Source organism: Bacillus sp. N447-1, assembly GCF_022701035.1.
Taxonomy (GTDB): domain Bacteria; phylum Bacillota; class Bacilli; order Bacillales; family Bacillaceae_G; genus Bacillus_A; species Bacillus_A cereus.
On record NZ_CP065509.1, the window covers coordinates 3,290,828 to 3,309,814 of the forward strand.

Genomic DNA, 18,987 nt, shown 5'->3' on the forward strand with positions numbered 1-18,987 from the left:
TATGAATACGTTATTTAGCTTATCGTGGCATCTAATGGTGCCAGAATTTATTATTCTCGGCGCCGCCATCCTCCTTTCCATATGTGATTTGTTTTTTAAGCTGAACCATAGATATGTAGCTCTTGGTGCGATTGCTGCCATCGTATTAGCAATCGTGTCATTAATTACTCTATATAGCGAACCGGCAGGAGATATTTTAAATGGATCGTTTGTGTTAGATGGATTTTCAAAAGGGTTTAAAACGTTGCTATTAGGTGCCTCAGCCCTCATTTTATGCACCGCAATGAGCGATGATAAGAAGAATCCAATCGAAGATAAAGGTGAATATTATTACTTATTTTTAATGGCACTTCTTGGTGCGATGTTCATGGCTTCTAGTGTAGATTTTATTACCCTTTTCGTTGGTTTGGAGTTACTTTCACTTTCTTCTTATATTTTAGTAGGAATACGAAAAAAGAGCCGTGCATCAAATGAAGCGGCAATGAAATACGTCATTAGCGGAGGAATTGGAACGGCGATTACGCTCTTCGGAATGAGTTATTTATACGGTATTACAGGTTCAACTAACATTGTAGATATGCAAAAGGTACTCACTGGGGAACTCGCTAGTGGTATTCAGTTATTGTTAGCTCTCGCATTTCTTTTATTGCTAGTTGGTCTCTCATTTAAAATTGCCACAGTGCCGTTTCATATGTGGGCACCTGATGTGTATGAAGGAGCGGCTACACCTGTTACTGCTTTTCTTGGAACGATTTCTAAAATTGCCGGGTTCCTACTCATTATTCGTTTGTTCCTTATGATCTTTGCAAGTGTATTAATACAAGGAGATATGCAATCTTTATATGGGCATATGAGTATATATATTGCGGTGCTAGCAAGTATTACGATGATTGTTGGGAATGTAGTCGCATTAAAACAATACAATATAAAGCGTTTATTTGCTTATTCGGGCATTGCTCATGCAGGATATTTACTCGTTCCACTTGTGGCATTATCACCATTTACGATGGATAGCATGTGGTTTTATATGCTGGCATACATGCTTATGAATATAGGCGCATTTGCTATCATCCACGGCTTAATCTTACAAAATAATGAGGAAAATATAACAATTTTCACAGGTTTATATAAAAGGTCGCCATTTACAGCGATAATGATGACAATTTTTATTTTATCGTTGGCTGGGATACCAGGAACGGCTGGCTTCATTGGAAAGATTAATATCTTTTTAGGCGCACTTCATGTAGAGCCAGCACATTACGTACTAGCTTCGATTATGATGGGTACGACAGTTGTTTCATTCGTATATTATTTCCGTATTTTACAACAAATGTTTTTCCGTACCGGAGAGACAGAAGAGAGAATACGGTTACCTTTAAATATAAAGGTTGTTATGAGTCTTTGTGCAATTTCGATTGTAATACTAGGGATTATGCCGATGATTGGGTACAATTTCTTTTATGAATATTTTCCATTAATGAAAGATTTCTTCTTCTTAGGGAACGTGGTACAATAGTGAAAATAAAAGGTGTGGAGTCAGTACTCTGCGCTTTTTATTTTGTGTTAACTTGTAATGTAGATATACGTTTTTGGAAAGAAAATCACGATGTAAAATGTAAGATGTCTATGTGCATTTGAAAAAGTGTAGCTCCTACTTATTATGGTATCGTTTTTATATTCTTTCATAAGTAGTAGCTGAGTAAAAAGGGGTCGATTTTTTGGCACAACTTTTAGGGCAACAAGCACTGATTGCCATTGTTTCGCATTTATTGTTTATTACCATTACGTGGTGGGCCTTACAAGGCATTCACATTGAGCGTTTAATGAAGTCCGGGAAAGTGCTGCAGACGCGAGTATTACTCATCTTAATTACAATTGCAATTGGGACATCTGTAAGTAACTTTTTCCTTGATTATTTAGGCTATTCGAAGAGTTTAACGTATTTAGTAAAGTAAGTGTATAGAACCTCAAATCTCCGTTAACAATGGGGATAGGAGGGGATGAAATTGAAGCTTAAAGCCATTCTTATTGTTGCACTTAGTGTTGTTTTATTTTTGGTTGGATATAGAGAGATGAAACCGATAAGCGATGAACATAAAATGGAGAGCATGATCAAGGCTTTAGAGAAAAATGATGCTAAAGTAGAAAAATGGTCATGGTTAGCGAGAGAAACAAAAACAATTTCTAACATACATACGTTTCAAAAGTTGTTAAACGATGTGAAGGAAAAGGCAAATATTCAAAAGTGGGAAGTAGAGCAATCTCCAGATGGATATAAAGCTACATCCTATAAAAAGCTTTCTTCTTATGAAGAACGAGTAGTAGTAACTTGGAGTAAAGAAAATACTAAAGAAAACACTTTCATTATCTTTGAAGTAAGTGGGGCGAAATGGGACCCGAAGTATGTTCAAAACATGAATAAAATTTTTAGTGAAAAACCTATAATTTACACTTGTGTTCAAGGTGTACTGAATGATAAGATTGAAGGTGTTTTGCAAAATAAAACCAATCAGGTTTTGAAAGATCTTTCAGCAAGAGCGATCGAACAAGTAGAAGAAAGAGCATTTGTGTCAGTCTCCGCATACAATAAAAAGTGGGATGACGCTCTTTCAACAAATAGAGAGAAAATAAATGTGCAAATAGCAATACGTTCTACAGACAACAAAGATACAATTGTGGTTGGCACACCGATCATAACTTCTGAGTATTGAGTGAATAGATACTGAAAAAAGGACACGGAGGGGAATAATTTGGAAAAGATCATCGTCCGTGGCGGAAAGCGGTTAAACGGCACAGTGCGTGTTGAGGGCGCAAAAAATGCTGTATTACCTATAATCGCTGCAGCCCTATTAGCGAGTGATGGAAAGAATGTACTATCTGAAGTACCAGTTTTGTCTGATGTATACACAATTAATGAGGTATTACGTCATTTAAATGCTGAAGTCGTATTTGAAAATAATCAAGTAACAATCGATTCTTCTAAAGAACTAAACATTGAAGCACCATTTGAATATGTACGTAAAATGCGTGCATCTGTTCAAGTAATGGGACCATTATTAGCACGTAACGGTCGTGCTCGTATTGCACTTCCTGGTGGATGTGCAATTGGTTCACGTCCAATTGACCAACATTTAAAAGGCTTCGAAGCAATGGGAGCAAAAGTACAGGTTGGTAACGGTTTTGTTGAGGCATATGTTGAGGGAGAACTAAAAGGAGCTAAAATCTACTTAGACTTCCCAAGCGTAGGCGCGACAGAAAACATTATGTCTGCAGCTACATTAGCAAAAGGGACAACAATTCTTGAAAACGCAGCGAAAGAACCAGAAATCGTTGACTTAGCTAACTTCTTAAATGCGATGGGAGCGAAAGTACGCGGAGCTGGAACTGGAACGATTCGTATCGAAGGCGTTGATAAATTATATGGTGCAAACCACTCTATTATTCCTGACCGTATTGAAGCGGGAACATTCATGGTTGCAGCAGCAATTACTGGTGGAGACATCTTAATTGAAAATGCTGTACCTGAACATTTACGCTCAATTACAGCGAAAATGGAAGAAATGGGTGTTAAAATTATTGAGGAAAACGAAGGTGTACGTGTTATCGGCCCAGATAAGTTAAAAGCGGTTGATATTAAAACTATGCCTCACCCAGGTTTCCCAACAGACATGCAATCACAAATGATGGCATTATTACTACAAGCTGATGGAACAAGCATGATTACAGAAACGGTATTCGAAAACCGCTTTATGCACGTTGAAGAATTCCGTCGTATGAATGCTGATATTAAAATTGAAGGTCGTTCTGTTATTATGAACGGTCCAAACAGCTTACAAGGTGCTGAAGTAGCAGCAACTGACTTACGTGCTGCAGCTGCATTAATCTTAGCTGGTTTAGTATCAGAAGGTTATACTCGTGTAACTGAGTTAAAACATCTTGACCGTGGCTATGTAAACTTCCATAAGAAATTAGCTGCATTAGGTGCAACTATTGAACGTGTAAACGAAAAAGTAGAAGAAGTGAAAGAACAAGAAGTTTCTGATCTTCACGCTTAATTAAAATAGTCTCTATGTCTTTTGACATAGGGGCTATTTTTTTTGGTTATTACTGTTATAGTCAATAAATTCTATACTTATGCACGTACCAGTAAAAATATTTAGAAAATTTCTGTTTTATACTCTTCCCCTTAAGTATGTTCTAAAAGAAAGAGTTGTTCCATAAGAATGAATGGAGTAAAGCTTTTATATTGGAGGAAAATAGGATGAAATTTTCAAAGCCACTTTTTATTACAGTAGCGCTCTTAATAGCGCTCGTTATCATTGTACCTGCAGCCCTTGTTATTCCATTTGCGAAAGCAAAAGTAGGGGAAGAAACGGCCTCTAAAACTCCTCCAGCGATAGAAAGCATACCAGCTCCAGGAAAAGTAGATACAGCTGTTCAAGTTGCTGTATATCGCGAAAAACAGAAGAAGGTAGAAACATTACCAGTGGAGGAGTATGTGACAGGTGTAGTAGCTTCTGAGATGAATGCCAGTTTTGAAATAGAGGCACTAAAGGCGCAGGCATTAGCAGCGAGAACATTTGTAGTACAACGTATGCTAAGCGGAGGAAAGAAAAATAATGCGGACGTGACAGATACGGTGAAAGATCAAGTGTACAAAAGCAAAGATGAATTGAAGAAGCAATGGGGTAATAACTACGAAAATAATTTGAAGAAAATCGAAGAAGCCGTTTCGAAAACAGCAGGACAAGTTTTAACGTATGATGGAAAACCAATTTCAGCATCCTTCTTTTCAACGAGTAATGGCCGAACAGAAAATGCAGCTGACTATTGGGGAAATGATTATCCGTACTTGAAAAGTGTAGATAGTCCGTGGGATCAAGCCTCTCCAAAGTTTACGAGCGAGCAAACATTTACAGTAGCTGATTTTCAAAAACGTCTCGGTGTGAAAGTGCTAGCAGACGGGAAGGTTGGCAATATTAAAGACCTTACGGAAGGAAAGCGCGTAAAGGATGTAGCTTTTCAAGGAAAAACATTAACAGGAAAAGAAGTTCGTGAAAAGTTAGATTTACGTTCTTCTGATTTTACGTGGAAACAACAAGGAGATAAAATCATCGTTACGACGAAAGGCTTCGGTCACGGCGTTGGTATGAGTCAATACGGGGCGAACGGCATGGCAGCGGAAGGAAAGAAATATACAGATATCGTCGCTCATTACTATAAAGGCGTTGAAATAAAGACGATGAATGATTATGAAGGAAAATTGATGGTGAAGAAATAGGTGTCAGAACTCTGGCATCTATTTTTTCTGTTTAAAATATCATAATTTTCCATTAACTGTTTGATATAATAGGATAAAAAGGCATTTGGGGGAAATGAAATGGCGTTACTAGAGTTGAAACAATTAGGGAAGGCGAACCAGTTACCGGAAATGGAGCTAAAGGTTGAAAAAGGGCAATGTATTGTTTTGCAATGCAATAATCATACAGCTAAAGTGTTACACCGCATTATTATTGGTCAAGAAGAAGCTTCAACTGGCAACGTACTGTTTGAAGGGGAAGCAATTGGAAAGAAAAATTATTCCCGCATAGGCTTTTGTTTTTTGAAGGATGAAGCATATGATCGTTTGAAGGTGAAGGAATACTTTAAGTTTTTAATAGGGCTTTATGAATCAAAGATAAGTATAGAAGAAGTTGTGCAGTCTGTTGGTCTCCTAGATAAGCTAAACGTTAAAGTAGAAAAACTATCATTTTCAGAGAAGCGTCGTCTTCATATTGGGCGAGTGATGATTCATAATCCGGATTTAATCATTTTGGAAGAACCGGAGCAAAATGTAGATATAGAGAGTACGGTTATTATTCGAAAAGCAATTATGAAAATGAAAGAGCAAGGAAAGGCAATCTTTATTACGTCATCATTTTTATCGGATGCCCTTTCGTTAACAGAGGATGTATACATATTAAACAATGATGGTGTGAAAAAGATAGAAATTGAGCAAGAGGAAGTGGAAGAAGTCGGTGAAGAAAAAGTCATTCAAATGATTCCGCAAATGAAGTTAGAAAGAATACCTGCGAAAGTGAACGATAAAATCATTTTACTTGATCCGATGGAAATCCATTTCATTGAAACGCAAAACGGAGTAACGCATATTCACGTTCGTGAAGGCGATTTCGTATGTGCATTAACATTAGGTGAACTAGAAGCAAGGTTAACAGGTTTTGGTTTCTTTAGATGTCATCGCTCGTACCTTGTGAATTTACAAAGAGTGCGAGAAGTGATTACTTGGACTCGTAACAGTTTTAGCTTAATTTTAGACGACGAAAGAAAAAGTTCAATCCCGCTTTCAAAAGGACGAATGGATGAATTAAAAGGTGTTATTGGGCTATAAAAAGTGCTCCAATAAGCTCAACATGCGATTCATTCACCGGTAAAAATACTCCTTTTACCGGTATTTTAATGCGCCTCCCCTTTGTTTTTCATATGATTGAGTCAAGAAAAGCGAAACAAACGAACGAAAAGCGCTAAAGCGACTTTCATCTATAAAGAAGAAAAACAAAGGGGATGAAGAAATGACATTGGCAATTGAAATGAAAGATGTAATGAAAAGTTTCAGTGGAAAAACGGCACTTCGAAATGTAAATATTGAGGTGAAGCAAGGAGAGATATTCGGATTCCTCGGACCGAGTGGATCTGGTAAGACGACAACAGTAAAAATTTTAACTTCTCAATTGCTTCATAGTGTTGGAACGGTAAGAGTATTAGGGAAAGATATTACAGGACCAAGTAGCATCGATTACAAACGAATTGGTATTTTAACAGATAACAGCGGCTTATATGAAAGACTTAGCATTTATGATAACTTACTATTATTTTGTGACTTATACGATTGCAAAAAAGAACGAATCGATGAAGTACTAACACAAGTAAATTTATTAGATGATAAAAAAACACCAGTAAAGAAATTATCAAAGGGAATGAAGCAACGCGTCACACTAGCGAGAGCAATCCTTCATAAACCAGATATCCTCTTCTTAGATGAACCAACATCTGCACTTGATCCAGTAAACGTACAAAACATTCATAAAATCTTAAAAGACTTAAATGAAGAAGGAACGACGATTTTCTTAACGACGCACAACATGGATGAAGCAGAAACGCTTTGTAACCGTATTGCCTTCCTTTGTGGCGGAGAAATTGTAGCACTCGATACGCCAGAGAACCTACGCTTACAATACGCTAAGGATCAAATAGAGGTCGTATTAAAAGGTAAACGAAAAGAAGTAGTGCAAAAAGATGAATTAGGCGCAAATCGTATTTCAGAATGGATGAAAAAGGGCGAACTGTTATCTATTCATTCACACGAACCAACGCTAGGCGATATCTTTATTGAAGTTACTGGGAGGGGATTATAATGACATTTTCAATGAGACGTGTATCAGCTATTTTTAGAAAAGAAGTACAAGATTTTAAGACAAATTCACAAGTGTTGTTAATGGCATTTTTACCAATTATACTTTCATTTTTGTTTAGCAGATTTGGAGTGGGAAAGGAAATGTTAGGTATTACTACTATAACGGCCTTCCTATTTGTCGCAGGCTTTGTTCAATCTATGGTAATTGCAGAAGAAAAAGAAAAACATACATTGCGTGTATTAATGCTATCACCGGCATCTTCGGTTGAAGTTCTACTTGGAAAGAGTTTATTAACATCGGGTCTGACGATGGTCATTTGTATTGCAAATTTATTCATTTTAGATCAGTTAAATATTAACCTTCCATTGGTAGGATTGATATTCTTATGCGGAACTATTTTGTTTATCGTACTTGGAACAATGATCGGATTACTTGCATCTTCTGTACCACAAACATCAATAATTGGAATGCCGATATTAATGACGATGTATTTGGCTGTACAGTTTGAGCCAATGGTTGAAAATAAAGTAATTAAGACGATGATTGGATATCTTCCAACATCTCATATTGTGAAAGCACTTAAAAGCTTAGTAGGTGGGGCGGGATTTAGTAGTATTAGTGGGCATGTATTAAATGTTGCAGTTTGGCTTATTATATCGCTCGTTGTATGTTTAATCGTATATAAAAAGAAACAATTAGACTAAAAACTGAGCCGAAACGCTCAGTTTTTTCTTTTTTCTATCATTTCCTCGGAAATTTTACAGTTCTTATACATATTTTTACAGATTTTGTCGAAAAGTAATTAGTTATACGTTGTATAGGATACGTGAATATTGTTCAAAATGATTGCTGAGGTGATGATGGAATGCGAGGAAGAAATAATAAAAAGTCGCAAAAGGTAGTACATTTATTTCAAAAAAGATGGGTGTTTCCGGCACTATACATTGCTTGTGCAGCGGTAATCTTAATGGTTGCGCTATGGTTCCAAGGAGCTAATCCGAAGAAGACTCCAAACCACGATCAAGCAACACCGTATACACAATCGGAAGATCCAGCAGTACCAGTAACGAAATCTTCAGAAGTAGTGAAAATGCCAGCTGCCGCGAATGCGGAAGTAGTCGTACAGAAGAAATTCTATGAAGATGCAGCAACTGAGGCGGAACAAGAAAAAGCACTTGTCTTTTATAACAACACATATTCCCCGAACAAAGGGATTGACATTGCTGCGAAGAATGGAAAAGAATTCAATGTTGCTGCTGCTTTAAGTGGTACAGTAACGAAAGCTGAAAAAGATTCACTTCTTGGTTATGTTGTAACAGTTGATAGTGGAAATGGTGTAGCGGTATCTTATCAAAGCTTAGGCAGTGTGAAAGTAGAAAAAGGTGCAAGAGTTGCACAAGGTGAAGTATTAGGAACATCCGGTCTAAGTGCAATGAATAAAGAGGCAGGCTCTCACGTTCACTTTGAAGTACGTAAAGACAATGTGGCTGTGAACCCTGAACGTTACTTAAATAAATCAGTAACAGAAATTAAAGCTGATGCAGGTGCTGCAAAGGCTACGAATGCTTCTGGTAAAAAAGCTGATGACAAATCTCAAAAAGAAGAGAAGTCAACGAGCACGAAACCAGAAAGTAAAACAGAAGACAAGTCTCAAAAAGAAGAGAAATCAACAAGCGGTTCAACTAGTGACAAAAAAGAAGAACCGAAGAAAGAAGAAAAATCAACAAATGGTTCTACAGAATCATCTAACGATTCTTCTTCACAAGAATAAGAAAGTGAAAAAATCAGTTCCCACTAGGGGAGCTGATTTTTTTATCTTTATATAAAAATACTCAATTTCGAGAAAAAAGTTGCAAAAACAAGGAAAAATGACGAGATTCTCGAATATATATTACAAAAGGGAGGGGATACTGTGTCATTTTTATTTGTTCTGTCGACTGCTATTATTTTATTGTTTGTTTTATTCACCTTATATTATTATATTGCCGGTAAGAAAGAGGTTCCCCACCATCAATTATTAGAAGAAGAGTTTGAAAGAGAAGAGTGACGCCTTATACATAAGGTGTCATTTTTTTTCGTCAAAATAGTCACTGTTAACGTATTTCTCACAAAAAAACGTAATTTTTCTTAACTTAGTCCGCAAAAATAGTGAACATGTAGCATATATCAGTAGTGCGGGCAATACAATGGTATAAACCAAAGCAAAGAGAGTGTTTGAGGTGAGAAATCGTGAATCATTTCATTATAAATCCAAGAATGTTTAACGCTTACAAACAGCACTCACACTTACTTCTTAGTCGTATGCAGCGAGGCTCATTTCACCCTTCTCACATCCAAATTAGGGAGGCGAGTGGTGTGCACGATTACATCAAAGAGAGAACTATCAAGATTGGTAAGTATATCGTGGAGACAAGAAAGACAGTGCGTGTCATTGCAAAGGAATTTGGGGTATCAAAGAGTACAGTCCATAAAGATTTAACAGAGCGTCTACCAGAAATTAATCCAGAGCTCGCAAATGAAGTGAAAGAAATTCTTGATTATCATAAGTCTATTCGTCATTTAAGAGGTGGAGAAGCAACAAAGCAAAAGTATAGAAAAGAAGATGTAGAGAAGCCTGTACGTCAATAATGTTACAGTAGCAAGCATTCCGTTCACATTCGGTAATATTTTTCAGAAGAATTCTTTTTGCGAATATTACGTTTCTGTTAAATTTATGATAAAATCAGAAATTAGGTGAAAAGAATTCGGGTGTAACCTGATTTTGAATATCGAGGAGGAAAAAACGGGAATGTTTGCGCGAGATATCGGAATTGACCTAGGTACGGCTAACGTATTAATTCATGTTAAAGGTAAGGGTATTGTATTAAATGAGCCATCTGTTGTGGCAATTGATCGTAATAGTGGTAAAGTATTAGCAGTAGGTGAAGAAGCGAGAAGCATGGTGGGACGTACACCGGGTAATATTGTAGCAATTCGTCCACTTAAAGATGGTGTAATCGCAGACTTCGAAATTACAGAAGCAATGTTAAAGTATTTCATTAACAAATTGGACGTAAAGAGCTTCTTTTCAAAACCTCGTATTTTAATTTGTTGTCCAACAAATATTACATCAGTAGAACAAAAAGCAATTCGTGAAGCTGCTGAACGTTCAGGTGGTAAAACAGTATTTTTAGAAGAAGAACCAAAAGTAGCCGCAGTTGGTGCTGGTATGGAAATCTTCCAACCAAGCGGTAACATGGTTGTTGATATTGGTGGAGGTACAACAGATATCGCTGTACTATCTATGGGTGATATTGTTACCTCTTCCTCTATCAAAATGGCTGGCGATAAGTTTGATATGGAGATCTTAAACTATATTAAACGTAAGTATAAGCTATTAATCGGAGAACGTACTTCAGAAGATATTAAAATTAAAGTTGGTACAGTATTCCCAGGTGCACGTAGCGAAGAGCTTGAAATTCGCGGACGTGACATGGTAACAGGCTTACCACGTACAATTACAGTATGCTCTGAAGAAATTACAGAAGCATTAAAAGAAAATGCAGCTGTTATTGTACAAGCTGCAAAAGGCGTATTAGAGCGCACACCACCAGAATTATCTGCAGATATCATCGACCGCGGTGTTATTCTAACAGGCGGTGGAGCTTTACTACACGGTATCGACATGCTTCTAGCAGAAGAACTAAAAGTACCAGTATTAATTGCTGAAAACCCAATGCACTGCGTTGCGGTTGGTACAGGTATTATGTTAGAGAATATCGACAGATTACCAAAGCGTGCTTTGAGATAATTTGAAAGAACTAAGGCTAATGCCTTAGTTCTTTTTTTTCGTTTTTATATTTTTTTATTTTGATTTTTTGCGAAAATGGAAGGAAAATAGAGAAATGTGAAGGAAACAGGTAAAATATTCATATATATGGTTAAATTTAATATTTCCTTAATTGAAAACGTTTATAATATAATGAGTCGAATACGACATTAAGGCAAATAATGTTTCAATACATATTGCCTTTCCCTAATTTGGGCATACACTCCTTTCCACCTCCGTGTCAGTTGCAAAAATGTGCAACTATTTTAATGGAATAGAGTGTGTGCATTTTTTTTTAGGAAGTTGTACTAAATATAAAATGTTACTTTGTAATGACAAACAATAAACAAAATGGGATAATAGCAATATGTCCAAGTGGTAAGACCAATATTACAAAAGGGGCGATTGTTATATGCTAAATATAGAACAAATTAAAGAAATCATTCCTCACCGCTATCCATTTTTACTTGTTGATAAAATATTAGAAGTAGATGAAGGTAAAAGAGCGGTTGGGATTAAAAATGTATCCGCAAACGAAGAATTTTTTAACGGACACTTCCCTGACTATGCAGTTATGCCTGGTGTACTTATTGTAGAAGCATTAGCACAAGTCGGAGCAGTTGCAGTATTAAAGAAAGAAGAGAACCGCGGAAGACTTGCTTTCTTTGCAGGTATCGACAATTGCCGTTTCAAAAAACAAGTACGCCCAGGTGATCAGCTTCGTCTAGAAGTAGAAATGACACGCGTACGCGGCCCAATTGGAAAAGGAAAAGCAATCGCAACAGTAGATGGTGAAGTTGCATGTGAGGCAGAAATTACATTTGCGATTGGTGATAAAAAAGAATAGAGAAAAATAAAAAATCTTCTTGTGAAAAGACAAGGAGATTTTTTGTTTACTGCTATATAACGATGAAAAGATAATATACAAACTAATCAGAAAATATCTTGTAAATAGATGGTAATTACCATATACTTACTTTATTGTTTATCTAGAAAATAGGATAAGTGATAAAGGTAATAAAGAAATAAGGGCATTGTCATATTGTTAAGGTACTTAAATAAGACAAAGTAGAATGTTATTGATTATGATGAAATGTGGGGAACTCAGCAAGAATATTAATTAGACGTATGAAATCGAGCATAAGAGAGAGAAAAGGGAAATGTCGCATTTCACAAAAGGAGATTATGAATATGTTCGGGAGAAAGAAAAGAAAACCATTACGACAATTAATTACACATAAAGAGCCTAAATCGCGTATTACAGAACAATACCGTAACATTCGTACAAACATTGAGTTTACATCTGTAGATAACCATGTTCGTTCTATTATTGTTACTTCAGCAGATCCAGGTGATGGGAAAACAACAACAATCTCAAACTTAGCAGTTGTTTTCGGACAACAAGGAAAGAAAGTTTTATTAATTGGAGCTGACTTGCGTAAGCCAACGATACAAAACTTATTTGCCATTCATAGTTCAAATGGGTTAACGAACTTATTATCAGGACAAGCAAAACTTATGCAATGCATTCAAAAAACAGATATAGAGAACGTATACTTAATGGCAGCAGGTCCAATCCCGCCAAACCCAGCAGAACTATTAGGGAGCCGGATGATGGACGAGGCGTTGCTAGAAGCATATAACATGTTTGATATTATATTAATTGACACACCACCTGTCCTTGCGGTTACAGATGCACAAATTCTTGCGAATAAATGTGATGGAATCGTACTCGTTGTACGCAGCGAAAAGACGGAAAAAGATAAAATCGTAAAAGCGAAACAAATATTAGATAAAGCATCAGGAAAACTACTTGGAGTCGTTTTAAACGATAAAAGAGAAGAAAAAGAGCAGTATGGTTATTACTAAAATATGAAAAAGCCAACAAAAAAATTTTGTTGGCTTTTTTGTTTTCTGAAAATTATTTATCAAGATATACATTGTAAAAAGCATGATATGATAAAATTTTTGGGAAATCATTGGAATGTGTTGTCATATTTAAGATTATTTTGTAAGATTAAACTTGTTTCTTGTGAACAAATATAGAACTGAATTATTAAAAATAAAAAATGTAAGATTTATATGTTATAATTTTTCCTATGTGTAAATTTTAGAAAGTTGGAGGAACTTATGGAAGAAACAATTAGTCTAAAAGAGTTATTTCATATCTTAAAAAAACGTTTAGCAATGATCCTCGTAATCGCATTTGGTGCAGCTATTGTAAGTGCTATCATTAGCTTTTTCTTCATGACACCAATCTATCAATCTTCGACGCAAATTCTTGTTAATCAGAAGAAGCAAGAAGGGGCAGCAATTCAGTACAATGAAGTACAAACAAATATTCAATTAACAAATACATATAAGGTTATTATAAAAAGCCCTGTTATTTTGGACCAAGTAAAAGAAAAATTAGGTTTGAACATAACAACACAAGAATTGAACAAAAAAATCGAAGTGGCTAATGAAAAAGATTCACAAGTTGTAGCGGTAACTGCACAAGACAAAGATCCGAAATTAGCTCGTGATATTGCTAACACAACTGCAGAAGTATTTAAAGGCGAAGTCGCGAAGATTATGAGTGTGGATAATGTTACGGTACTTTCTAAGGCTGAGTTATCAGAAGAATTATCACCAATTAAACCACGCCCAATGTTAAATGTGGCAATCGCTTTCGTTGTTGGTTTAATGGCTTCAGTTGGCCTTGCATTCTTATTAGAATACTTAGATAACACGGTTAAAAAAGAAGAAGATGTAGAGAACTTACTTGGCTTACCAGTGTTAGGTATTGTAGCTCGTATGGATGAAGAAACAATGAACGTGAAATCACACGCTCCATCATCAAGAAAAGTGAGGGGACAAACAATTGGCTCTTAATTTATTTAAAAAGAAAAAGAATCATCGTCAACGTCGTCAATTAATTGCTCATCAACAACCGAAATCACCAATTTCAGAACAATATCGTAATATTCGAACGAATATTGAATTTGCGGCTATTGATACGAATTTACATTCATTAATGGTCACGTCTGCAAACCCAAGTGAAGGGAAAACAACAACGACGGCGAATATGGCAGTGGTGTTTGCTCAACAAGGAAAAAAAGTATTATTAATTGATGCAGATATGCGTAAACCAGCAATGCATCAAATGTTCCAAGTAGATAACATTTTTGGACTAACAAATGTATTAACACATAGTGAACGTTTAGAAAAATGTGTGCAAACAACATTAGTTGATAATCTACACTTTTTAGCTTGTGGTCCAATCCCACCAAATCCGGCCGAATTGTTAGGTTCAAAATCAATGAAAGAGCTTCTTGGACAAGCATACAGTATGTACGACTTAGTTATTTTTGATATGCCACCTATTTTAGCTGTTACCGACGCACAAATTATGGCAAATGTATGTGACGCTTCTATTCTTGTTGTTCGTAGTGAATCAACAGAGAAAGAAACAGCGGTAAAAGCAAAAGGATTGTTAGAATCGGCTAAAGGTAAATTGTTAGGTGTCGTTCTAAATGACCGTGAACGTGAACAAGGATTATATTATTATTACGGTGCAAACTAATTAAAAGAGTGAGATATGGTTGAAACATATCTCCTTTTTTCCCTTGAATATGAGAAATCTCTCATATTCAAGGGAAAAAAGATCTTTATAGGAGAGAGGGAGGATGAAACAAATGATAGATTTACATTGTCACATTTTACCTGGTATCGATGACGGTGCACAAACAGTAACCGATAGTTTAGCGATGGCACAACAAGCCGCTTCAGAAGGAATACATACAATTGTCGCAACGCCGCATCATCAAAATGGAAAATATGTAAATGAACGTACCTCAATTATTCATCACGTAAAACAATTAAATGATGAACTACAACAACATAATATCCCACTTACTATTTTACCGGGACAAGAAGTCAGGTTATATGGTGATTTATTAGAAGACTATGAAGCTGGTAAAATCGTTACTTTAAATGAAACAAATAAATATATATTCATTGAATTTCCGTCGAATCACGTACCTCGTTATGCCGAACAATTATTATACGAATTACGTGTAAAGGGAATGATTCCAATTATTGTTCACCCAGAACGTAATGCCGAGTTAATCGAGCGGCCAGATAAGTTATATAACATTGTAAATAAAGGTGCATTAACACAAGTAACAGCAGGTAGTTTGCTTGGGAAATTTGGTAAAAAAATTAAAAAATTCTCACTACAGCTTGTGGAACATAATTTAACACATATGATCGCATCAGATGCACATAACACAACGTCAAGAGGATTTCATTTAGCAGAGAGCTATGAATTAATCGAGAAAGAATTCGGAATGAATGTTATGAGTGATTTGAAAGAAAATCCGTACTTAATAATTAGCGGGAAAGCAATTTATAAAGAAGATCCAGAACAAATTCGCCGTAAAAAATTGTTCGGTATTTTTTAATTGAAGAGTTTGGTGATGTCTCCTAACCGTTATCAACGGGGGCACTCGGTCGTGCTGTGGGTAGAAATTTTTATTTCGAGCCTACCTTAGACGCTTGTCGTCGGGAGTATGACGTGAGGGTGGGTTAGATGCCCATAATTTATTTATGTTAGAAACTCTACTTATGGAGTTGTAAAGACGACCCTATAAGTAGGGTTTTTGTTATTGCTACATATAAATATTTAAATGCGGAGGGTCATAATTGAAAAAAGTAAGAAAGGCAATTATTCCAGCGGCTGGTCTTGGGACAAGATTTTTACCAGCAACAAAAGCGATGCCAAAAGAAATGTTACCAATCGTCGATAAGCCCACAATTCAATACATAGTGGAAGAAGCAATAGAATCAGGAATTGAAGATATTATTATTGTTACTGGAAAAGGAAAGCGTGCCATTGAGGACCACTTTGATCATTCTTTCGAGCTTGAGCAAAGCCTTTTAGAAAAAGGAAAGTATGAAATGCTTGAAAAAGTACAAGCTTCCTCAAAAATTAACATTCATTACATAAGACAAAAGGAACCAAAAGGGCTAGGACATGCAGTATGGTGCGCACGTAAATTTATTGGAAATGAACCATTTGCGGTACTACTTGGTGATGATATTGTGCAAGCAGAAACACCATGTTTACGCCAATTAATGGATCAATATGAAGGTACACAGTCATCGGTTATCGGTGTACAAACAGTACCAGAAAACGAAACACATCGTTACGGCATTATCGATCCAATTGAACAAAACGACCGTCGTTATCAAGTGCGCCAGTTTGTTGAAAAGCCAGCGGTAGGTACAGCACCATCAAATTTAGCGATTATGGGTCGTTACGTATTAACACCAGAAATTTTTATGTTCCTTGAAAGTCAACAAACAGGTGCAGGTGGGGAAATTCAATTAACAGATGCGATTCAACGATTAAATGAAATTCAACGTGTATTTGCATATGACTTTGAAGGTATTCGTTATGATGTAGGCGAGAAGTTTGGCTTTATTAAGACGACAATAGAATTTGCCTTGCAAGATATAAATTTAAAAGAAGATATGATCACTTACATGAATGAAGTATTAAAAAATAGTAATTAAAAATAATTTAACTGGGGGAGTGTCAATTGAGTAAAACTTCATTGGCTAAAGTTGAAATTTTAGAAAATGAGGAAGTACATATAAAAAAGAAAAGTACATCCTATGTTTTTATTAAGAGAGCTTTAGATATTATAGGAGCTATTATTGGGTTAGTTATCTTCTCTCCATTTTTTCTAGTAATTCCATTTTTGTTTTTACTAGGAGAAAATAAGGGGCCTGTTTTCTTTAAGCAGGTAAGGATAGGCGAAAAAGGTAAAGAGTTCCGAATATATAAGTTTCGTACTATGATTGTAAACGCAGAAGAAAAATTAAAGAAAAATAAGGAATTATACAGGAAATATTTAGAGAATAATTACAAATTAGAACAACATGAAGACCCAAGAATTACTGGGTTAGGCCGATTTTTAAGAAAAACTAGCTTAGACGAAATCCCACAATTTCTTAATGTATTAAAGGGGGAAATGAGTCTAGTTGGCCCACGCCCAGTAGTTGTAGAGGAGTTAGAGGAGTACCAGGAGAAAGTACATGAATTTTTATCTGTAAAACCAGGGGTAACGGGTTATTGGCAGGTAAGTGGTAGAAGTGATGTAGGTTACCCTGAGCGTGTAGATTTAGAATTATACTATGTTTATAATGCATCTGTTTGGTTTGATATTAAAATTTTACTATTAACAGTAAAAAATGTTTTATTAAGTAAGGGTGCATACTAATTATTTAGTGTAAGGAGATTGGAAAATGAAAATATTAGTAGTTGGTACAGGATATGTTGGTTTAGTTTCAGGAGTTTCTTTGGCTGAAATTGGTCATAATGTTACATGTTTAGATATTGATGAAATGAAAGTTCATAAATTGCGAGAGGGTATTTCACCAATTTATGAACCAGGGATTGAAAAATTAATTAAAGATAATCTAGATAAAGGCACACTGTCTTTTGAAGTAGCGAATAATAATAGCTATAGAGATGCTGATGTGATTTATATTGCGGTTGGTACGCCAGAAAAAGAAGATGGTTCAGCAAATTTATCATATATTTATAAAGTTTGTGAGGATATTGCGAATTCAATTACAAAAAATGTAGTTATAGTAGTGAAAAGTACGGTACCAGTTGGTACAAACCATAAAATTAAAGCGTATGTCGAGGAGAATTTAAGCGATAAGGAACTAGTTGTTCAGATTGTTTCAAATCCAGAGTTTTTACGAGAAGGTTCTGCCATTGAGGATGTGTTTAATGGAGATCGTATTGTAATTGGAGCAGATAATAAAGAGGCTGGAAAGATAATTGAAGAAATTAATAAACCTTTTAATACACCTATCTATATGACGAATATAAATAGTGCAGAAATGATAAAATACGCATCAAATGCATTTTTAGCTACAAAGATTAGTTTTATCAATGAGATTGCTAATGTTTGTGAAAAAGTAGGGGCCGATGTAGAGAGCGTAGCATATGGAATGGGATTAGATAGCCGAGTAGGGAATCAGTTTTTAAAAGCTGGACTCGGATATGGAGGATCTTGTTTTCCAAAAGATACAAAGGCCTTAAGAAAAATTGCAGAAAATGTGGATTATGATTTTTCTTTATTAAGTGCTGTAATTGAGTTTAATAATAAACAGCAGAGAAGGCTTTTAAATCAAGCTATAGAAGATTTTGGAACTTTAAAAGGGAAGTCTATAGGAATATTAGGTCTTGCATTTAAACCAAATACGGATGATATTCGTGAGGCTGCTTCATTGGCAATTATACCAGAACTTATAGAAATGGGAGCAGAAGTAAAAGCATATGATCCTGTTGCTATTGAGAATGCAAAAAAAGTACTATCACCAAAAGTAAGATATTTTGAGGACCCAATTGAAACAATAAAAGATACTGACGCAGTGTTTATTTTAACTGAATGGAACGAGATTAAATCTTTAAGTATAGAAAGCTTCGTAGAAGAAATGAAAATACCAAATATATATGATGGTAGAAATTGTTTTGATTTAGAAAACATAGAAGAATATAAAGTGAACTACTATTCAATAGGTAGGAAAAACATTAGCAGAATAGACAGAGATATTTTGGTGTGAATATAAAATAAATAGATAAATTCCAATGATTTTTTGTTAAGTAATTATTGGAGATATAAGGAAGGTTTTAATGAATTATAAAGGATTAGTAAAGTATATAGATTATCTATTATTCATGATGCTTTTCTACTTGACATCAAT

20 protein-coding genes are annotated in these 18,987 nt (G+C 35.5%); all 20 read left to right on the forward strand.

The features are described from left to right. The first annotated feature begins 1 nt into the window (after position 1). The 20 genes from nuoN (at position 2) to IQ781_RS16715 (ending at position 18,846) form a co-directional block, all read left to right on the forward strand. Complete coding sequence (gene nuoN / locus IQ781_RS16620) at positions 2-1,516, forward strand: NADH-quinone oxidoreductase subunit NuoN (protein ID WP_016125743.1); 1,515 nt, start codon at positions 2-4, stop codon at positions 1,514-1,516. A gap of 202 nt (positions 1,517-1,718) precedes the next feature. Continuing rightward, complete coding sequence (locus tag IQ781_RS16625) at positions 1,719-1,955, forward strand: DUF1146 family protein (RefSeq protein ID WP_000057889.1); 237 nt, start codon at positions 1,719-1,721, stop codon at positions 1,953-1,955. A 51-nt stretch (positions 1,956-2,006) separates the two neighbouring features. After that, positions 2,007-2,711 carry a YwmB family TATA-box binding protein gene (locus IQ781_RS16630; RefSeq protein WP_000767900.1) on the forward strand — a complete coding sequence of 235 codons (705 nt, stop codon included), beginning with the start codon at positions 2,007-2,009 and terminating at the stop codon, positions 2,709-2,711. A 39-nt stretch (positions 2,712-2,750) separates the two neighbouring features. Beyond that, complete coding sequence (gene murA, locus IQ781_RS16635) at positions 2,751-4,055, forward strand: UDP-N-acetylglucosamine 1-carboxyvinyltransferase (RefSeq protein ID WP_000411274.1); 1,305 nt, start codon at positions 2,751-2,753, stop codon at positions 4,053-4,055. Positions 4,056-4,261: 206 nt separating this feature from the next. Beyond that, complete coding sequence (spoIID, locus tag IQ781_RS16640) at positions 4,262-5,281, forward strand: stage II sporulation protein D (protein ID WP_000672663.1); 1,020 nt, start codon at positions 4,262-4,264, stop codon at positions 5,279-5,281. Positions 5,282-5,380: 99 nt separating this feature from the next. Beyond that, on the forward strand, positions 5,381-6,388 hold the full coding sequence (locus tag IQ781_RS16645) for a LytTR family transcriptional regulator DNA-binding domain-containing protein (protein WP_139847021.1): 1,008 nt from the start codon (positions 5,381-5,383) through the stop codon (positions 6,386-6,388). 181 nt (positions 6,389-6,569) lie between these two features. Continuing rightward, a complete protein-coding gene (locus IQ781_RS16650; RefSeq protein WP_000170866.1) occupies positions 6,570-7,412 on the forward strand; it encodes an ABC transporter ATP-binding protein in 843 nt (280 codons plus the stop codon). Then, positions 7,412-8,116, forward strand: coding sequence for an ABC transporter permease (locus IQ781_RS16655; RefSeq protein ID WP_000144450.1), 705 nt, complete (start codon positions 7,412-7,414; stop codon positions 8,114-8,116). The genes IQ781_RS16650 and IQ781_RS16655 overlap by 1 nt, the downstream gene beginning before the upstream one ends. Positions 8,117-8,277: 161 nt before the next feature. Continuing rightward, positions 8,278-9,183, forward strand: a complete 906-nt coding sequence (gene spoIIQ / locus IQ781_RS16660) for a stage II sporulation protein SpoIIQ (RefSeq protein WP_001214926.1) — start codon at positions 8,278-8,280, stop codon at positions 9,181-9,183. Positions 9,184-9,324: 141 nt separating this feature from the next. After that, positions 9,325-9,459: a hypothetical protein gene (locus IQ781_RS16665; protein ID WP_000008901.1), complete on the forward strand. Its 135-nt coding sequence runs from the start codon at positions 9,325-9,327 to the stop codon at positions 9,457-9,459. Positions 9,460-9,767: 308 nt separating this feature from the next. Beyond that, on the forward strand, positions 9,768-10,040 hold the full coding sequence (gene spoIIID / locus IQ781_RS16670; protein ID WP_000544012.1) for a sporulation transcriptional regulator SpoIIID: 273 nt from the start codon (positions 9,768-9,770) through the stop codon (positions 10,038-10,040). Positions 10,041-10,200: 160 nt separating this feature from the next. Next, positions 10,201-11,202, forward strand: a complete 1,002-nt coding sequence (mreB, locus tag IQ781_RS16675; protein ID WP_000457978.1) for a rod shape-determining protein — start codon at positions 10,201-10,203, stop codon at positions 11,200-11,202. A 430-nt stretch (positions 11,203-11,632) separates the two neighbouring features. Beyond that, a complete protein-coding gene (gene fabZ, locus IQ781_RS16680) occupies positions 11,633-12,067 on the forward strand; it encodes a 3-hydroxyacyl-ACP dehydratase FabZ (RefSeq protein ID WP_000931959.1) in 435 nt (144 codons plus the stop codon). Positions 12,068-12,411: 344 nt separating this feature from the next. Beyond that, a complete protein-coding gene (locus IQ781_RS16685; protein WP_000467957.1) occupies positions 12,412-13,089 on the forward strand; it encodes a CpsD/CapB family tyrosine-protein kinase in 678 nt (225 codons plus the stop codon). 261 nt (positions 13,090-13,350) lie between these two features. Then, on the forward strand, positions 13,351-14,094 hold the full coding sequence (locus IQ781_RS16690) for a YveK family protein (RefSeq protein WP_060634685.1): 744 nt from the start codon (positions 13,351-13,353) through the stop codon (positions 14,092-14,094). Beyond that, positions 14,084-14,785 (forward strand): CpsD/CapB family tyrosine-protein kinase, encoded by a 702-nt coding sequence (locus tag IQ781_RS16695; RefSeq protein ID WP_016099316.1) that lies wholly within the window; start codon positions 14,084-14,086, stop codon positions 14,783-14,785. Before IQ781_RS16690 ends, IQ781_RS16695 begins: the two co-directional genes overlap by 11 nt. Before the next feature lie 112 nt (positions 14,786-14,897). Next, the gene (locus IQ781_RS16700) at positions 14,898-15,665 is read left to right on the forward strand and encodes a tyrosine-protein phosphatase (RefSeq protein WP_050293046.1); all 768 of its coding nucleotides are present in this window, start codon (positions 14,898-14,900) and stop codon (positions 15,663-15,665) included. Positions 15,666-15,906: 241 nt separating this feature from the next. Continuing rightward, positions 15,907-16,779, forward strand: coding sequence for a UTP--glucose-1-phosphate uridylyltransferase GalU (gene galU, locus IQ781_RS16705; protein ID WP_075676672.1), 873 nt, complete (start codon positions 15,907-15,909; stop codon positions 16,777-16,779). Between the two features lie 56 nt (positions 16,780-16,835). After that, positions 16,836-17,489, forward strand: coding sequence for a sugar transferase (locus tag IQ781_RS16710; protein ID WP_371862108.1), 654 nt, complete (start codon positions 16,836-16,838; stop codon positions 17,487-17,489). Positions 17,490-17,514: 25 nt separating this feature from the next. Continuing rightward, a complete protein-coding gene (locus tag IQ781_RS16715; protein WP_139847022.1) occupies positions 17,515-18,846 on the forward strand; it encodes a UDP-glucose dehydrogenase family protein in 1,332 nt (443 codons plus the stop codon). Positions 18,847-18,987 lie beyond the last annotated feature (141 nt).

Coding starts and splice junctions, on each gene's coding strand:
- IQ781_RS16700 (WP_050293046.1), top strand. CDS start 14,898: ATGATAGATTTACATTGTCACATTTTACCTGGTATCGATGACGGTGCA.
- IQ781_RS16650 (WP_000170866.1), top strand. CDS start 6,570: ATGACATTGGCAATTGAAATGAAAGATGTAATGAAAAGTTTCAGTGGA.
- IQ781_RS16715 (WP_139847022.1), top strand. CDS start 17,515: ATGAAAATATTAGTAGTTGGTACAGGATATGTTGGTTTAGTTTCAGGA.
- spoIIQ (WP_001214926.1), top strand. CDS start 8,278: ATGCGAGGAAGAAATAATAAAAAGTCGCAAAAGGTAGTACATTTATTT.
- nuoN (WP_016125743.1), top strand. CDS start 2: ATGAATACGTTATTTAGCTTATCGTGGCATCTAATGGTGCCAGAATTT.
- fabZ (WP_000931959.1), top strand. CDS start 11,633: ATGCTAAATATAGAACAAATTAAAGAAATCATTCCTCACCGCTATCCA.
- mreB (WP_000457978.1), top strand. CDS start 10,201: ATGTTTGCGCGAGATATCGGAATTGACCTAGGTACGGCTAACGTATTA.
- IQ781_RS16690 (WP_060634685.1), top strand. CDS start 13,351: ATGGAAGAAACAATTAGTCTAAAAGAGTTATTTCATATCTTAAAAAAA.
- IQ781_RS16685 (WP_000467957.1), top strand. CDS start 12,412: ATGTTCGGGAGAAAGAAAAGAAAACCATTACGACAATTAATTACACAT.
- IQ781_RS16655 (WP_000144450.1), top strand. CDS start 7,412: ATGACATTTTCAATGAGACGTGTATCAGCTATTTTTAGAAAAGAAGTA.
- IQ781_RS16645 (WP_139847021.1), top strand. CDS start 5,381: ATGGCGTTACTAGAGTTGAAACAATTAGGGAAGGCGAACCAGTTACCG.
- spoIID (WP_000672663.1), top strand. CDS start 4,262: ATGAAATTTTCAAAGCCACTTTTTATTACAGTAGCGCTCTTAATAGCG.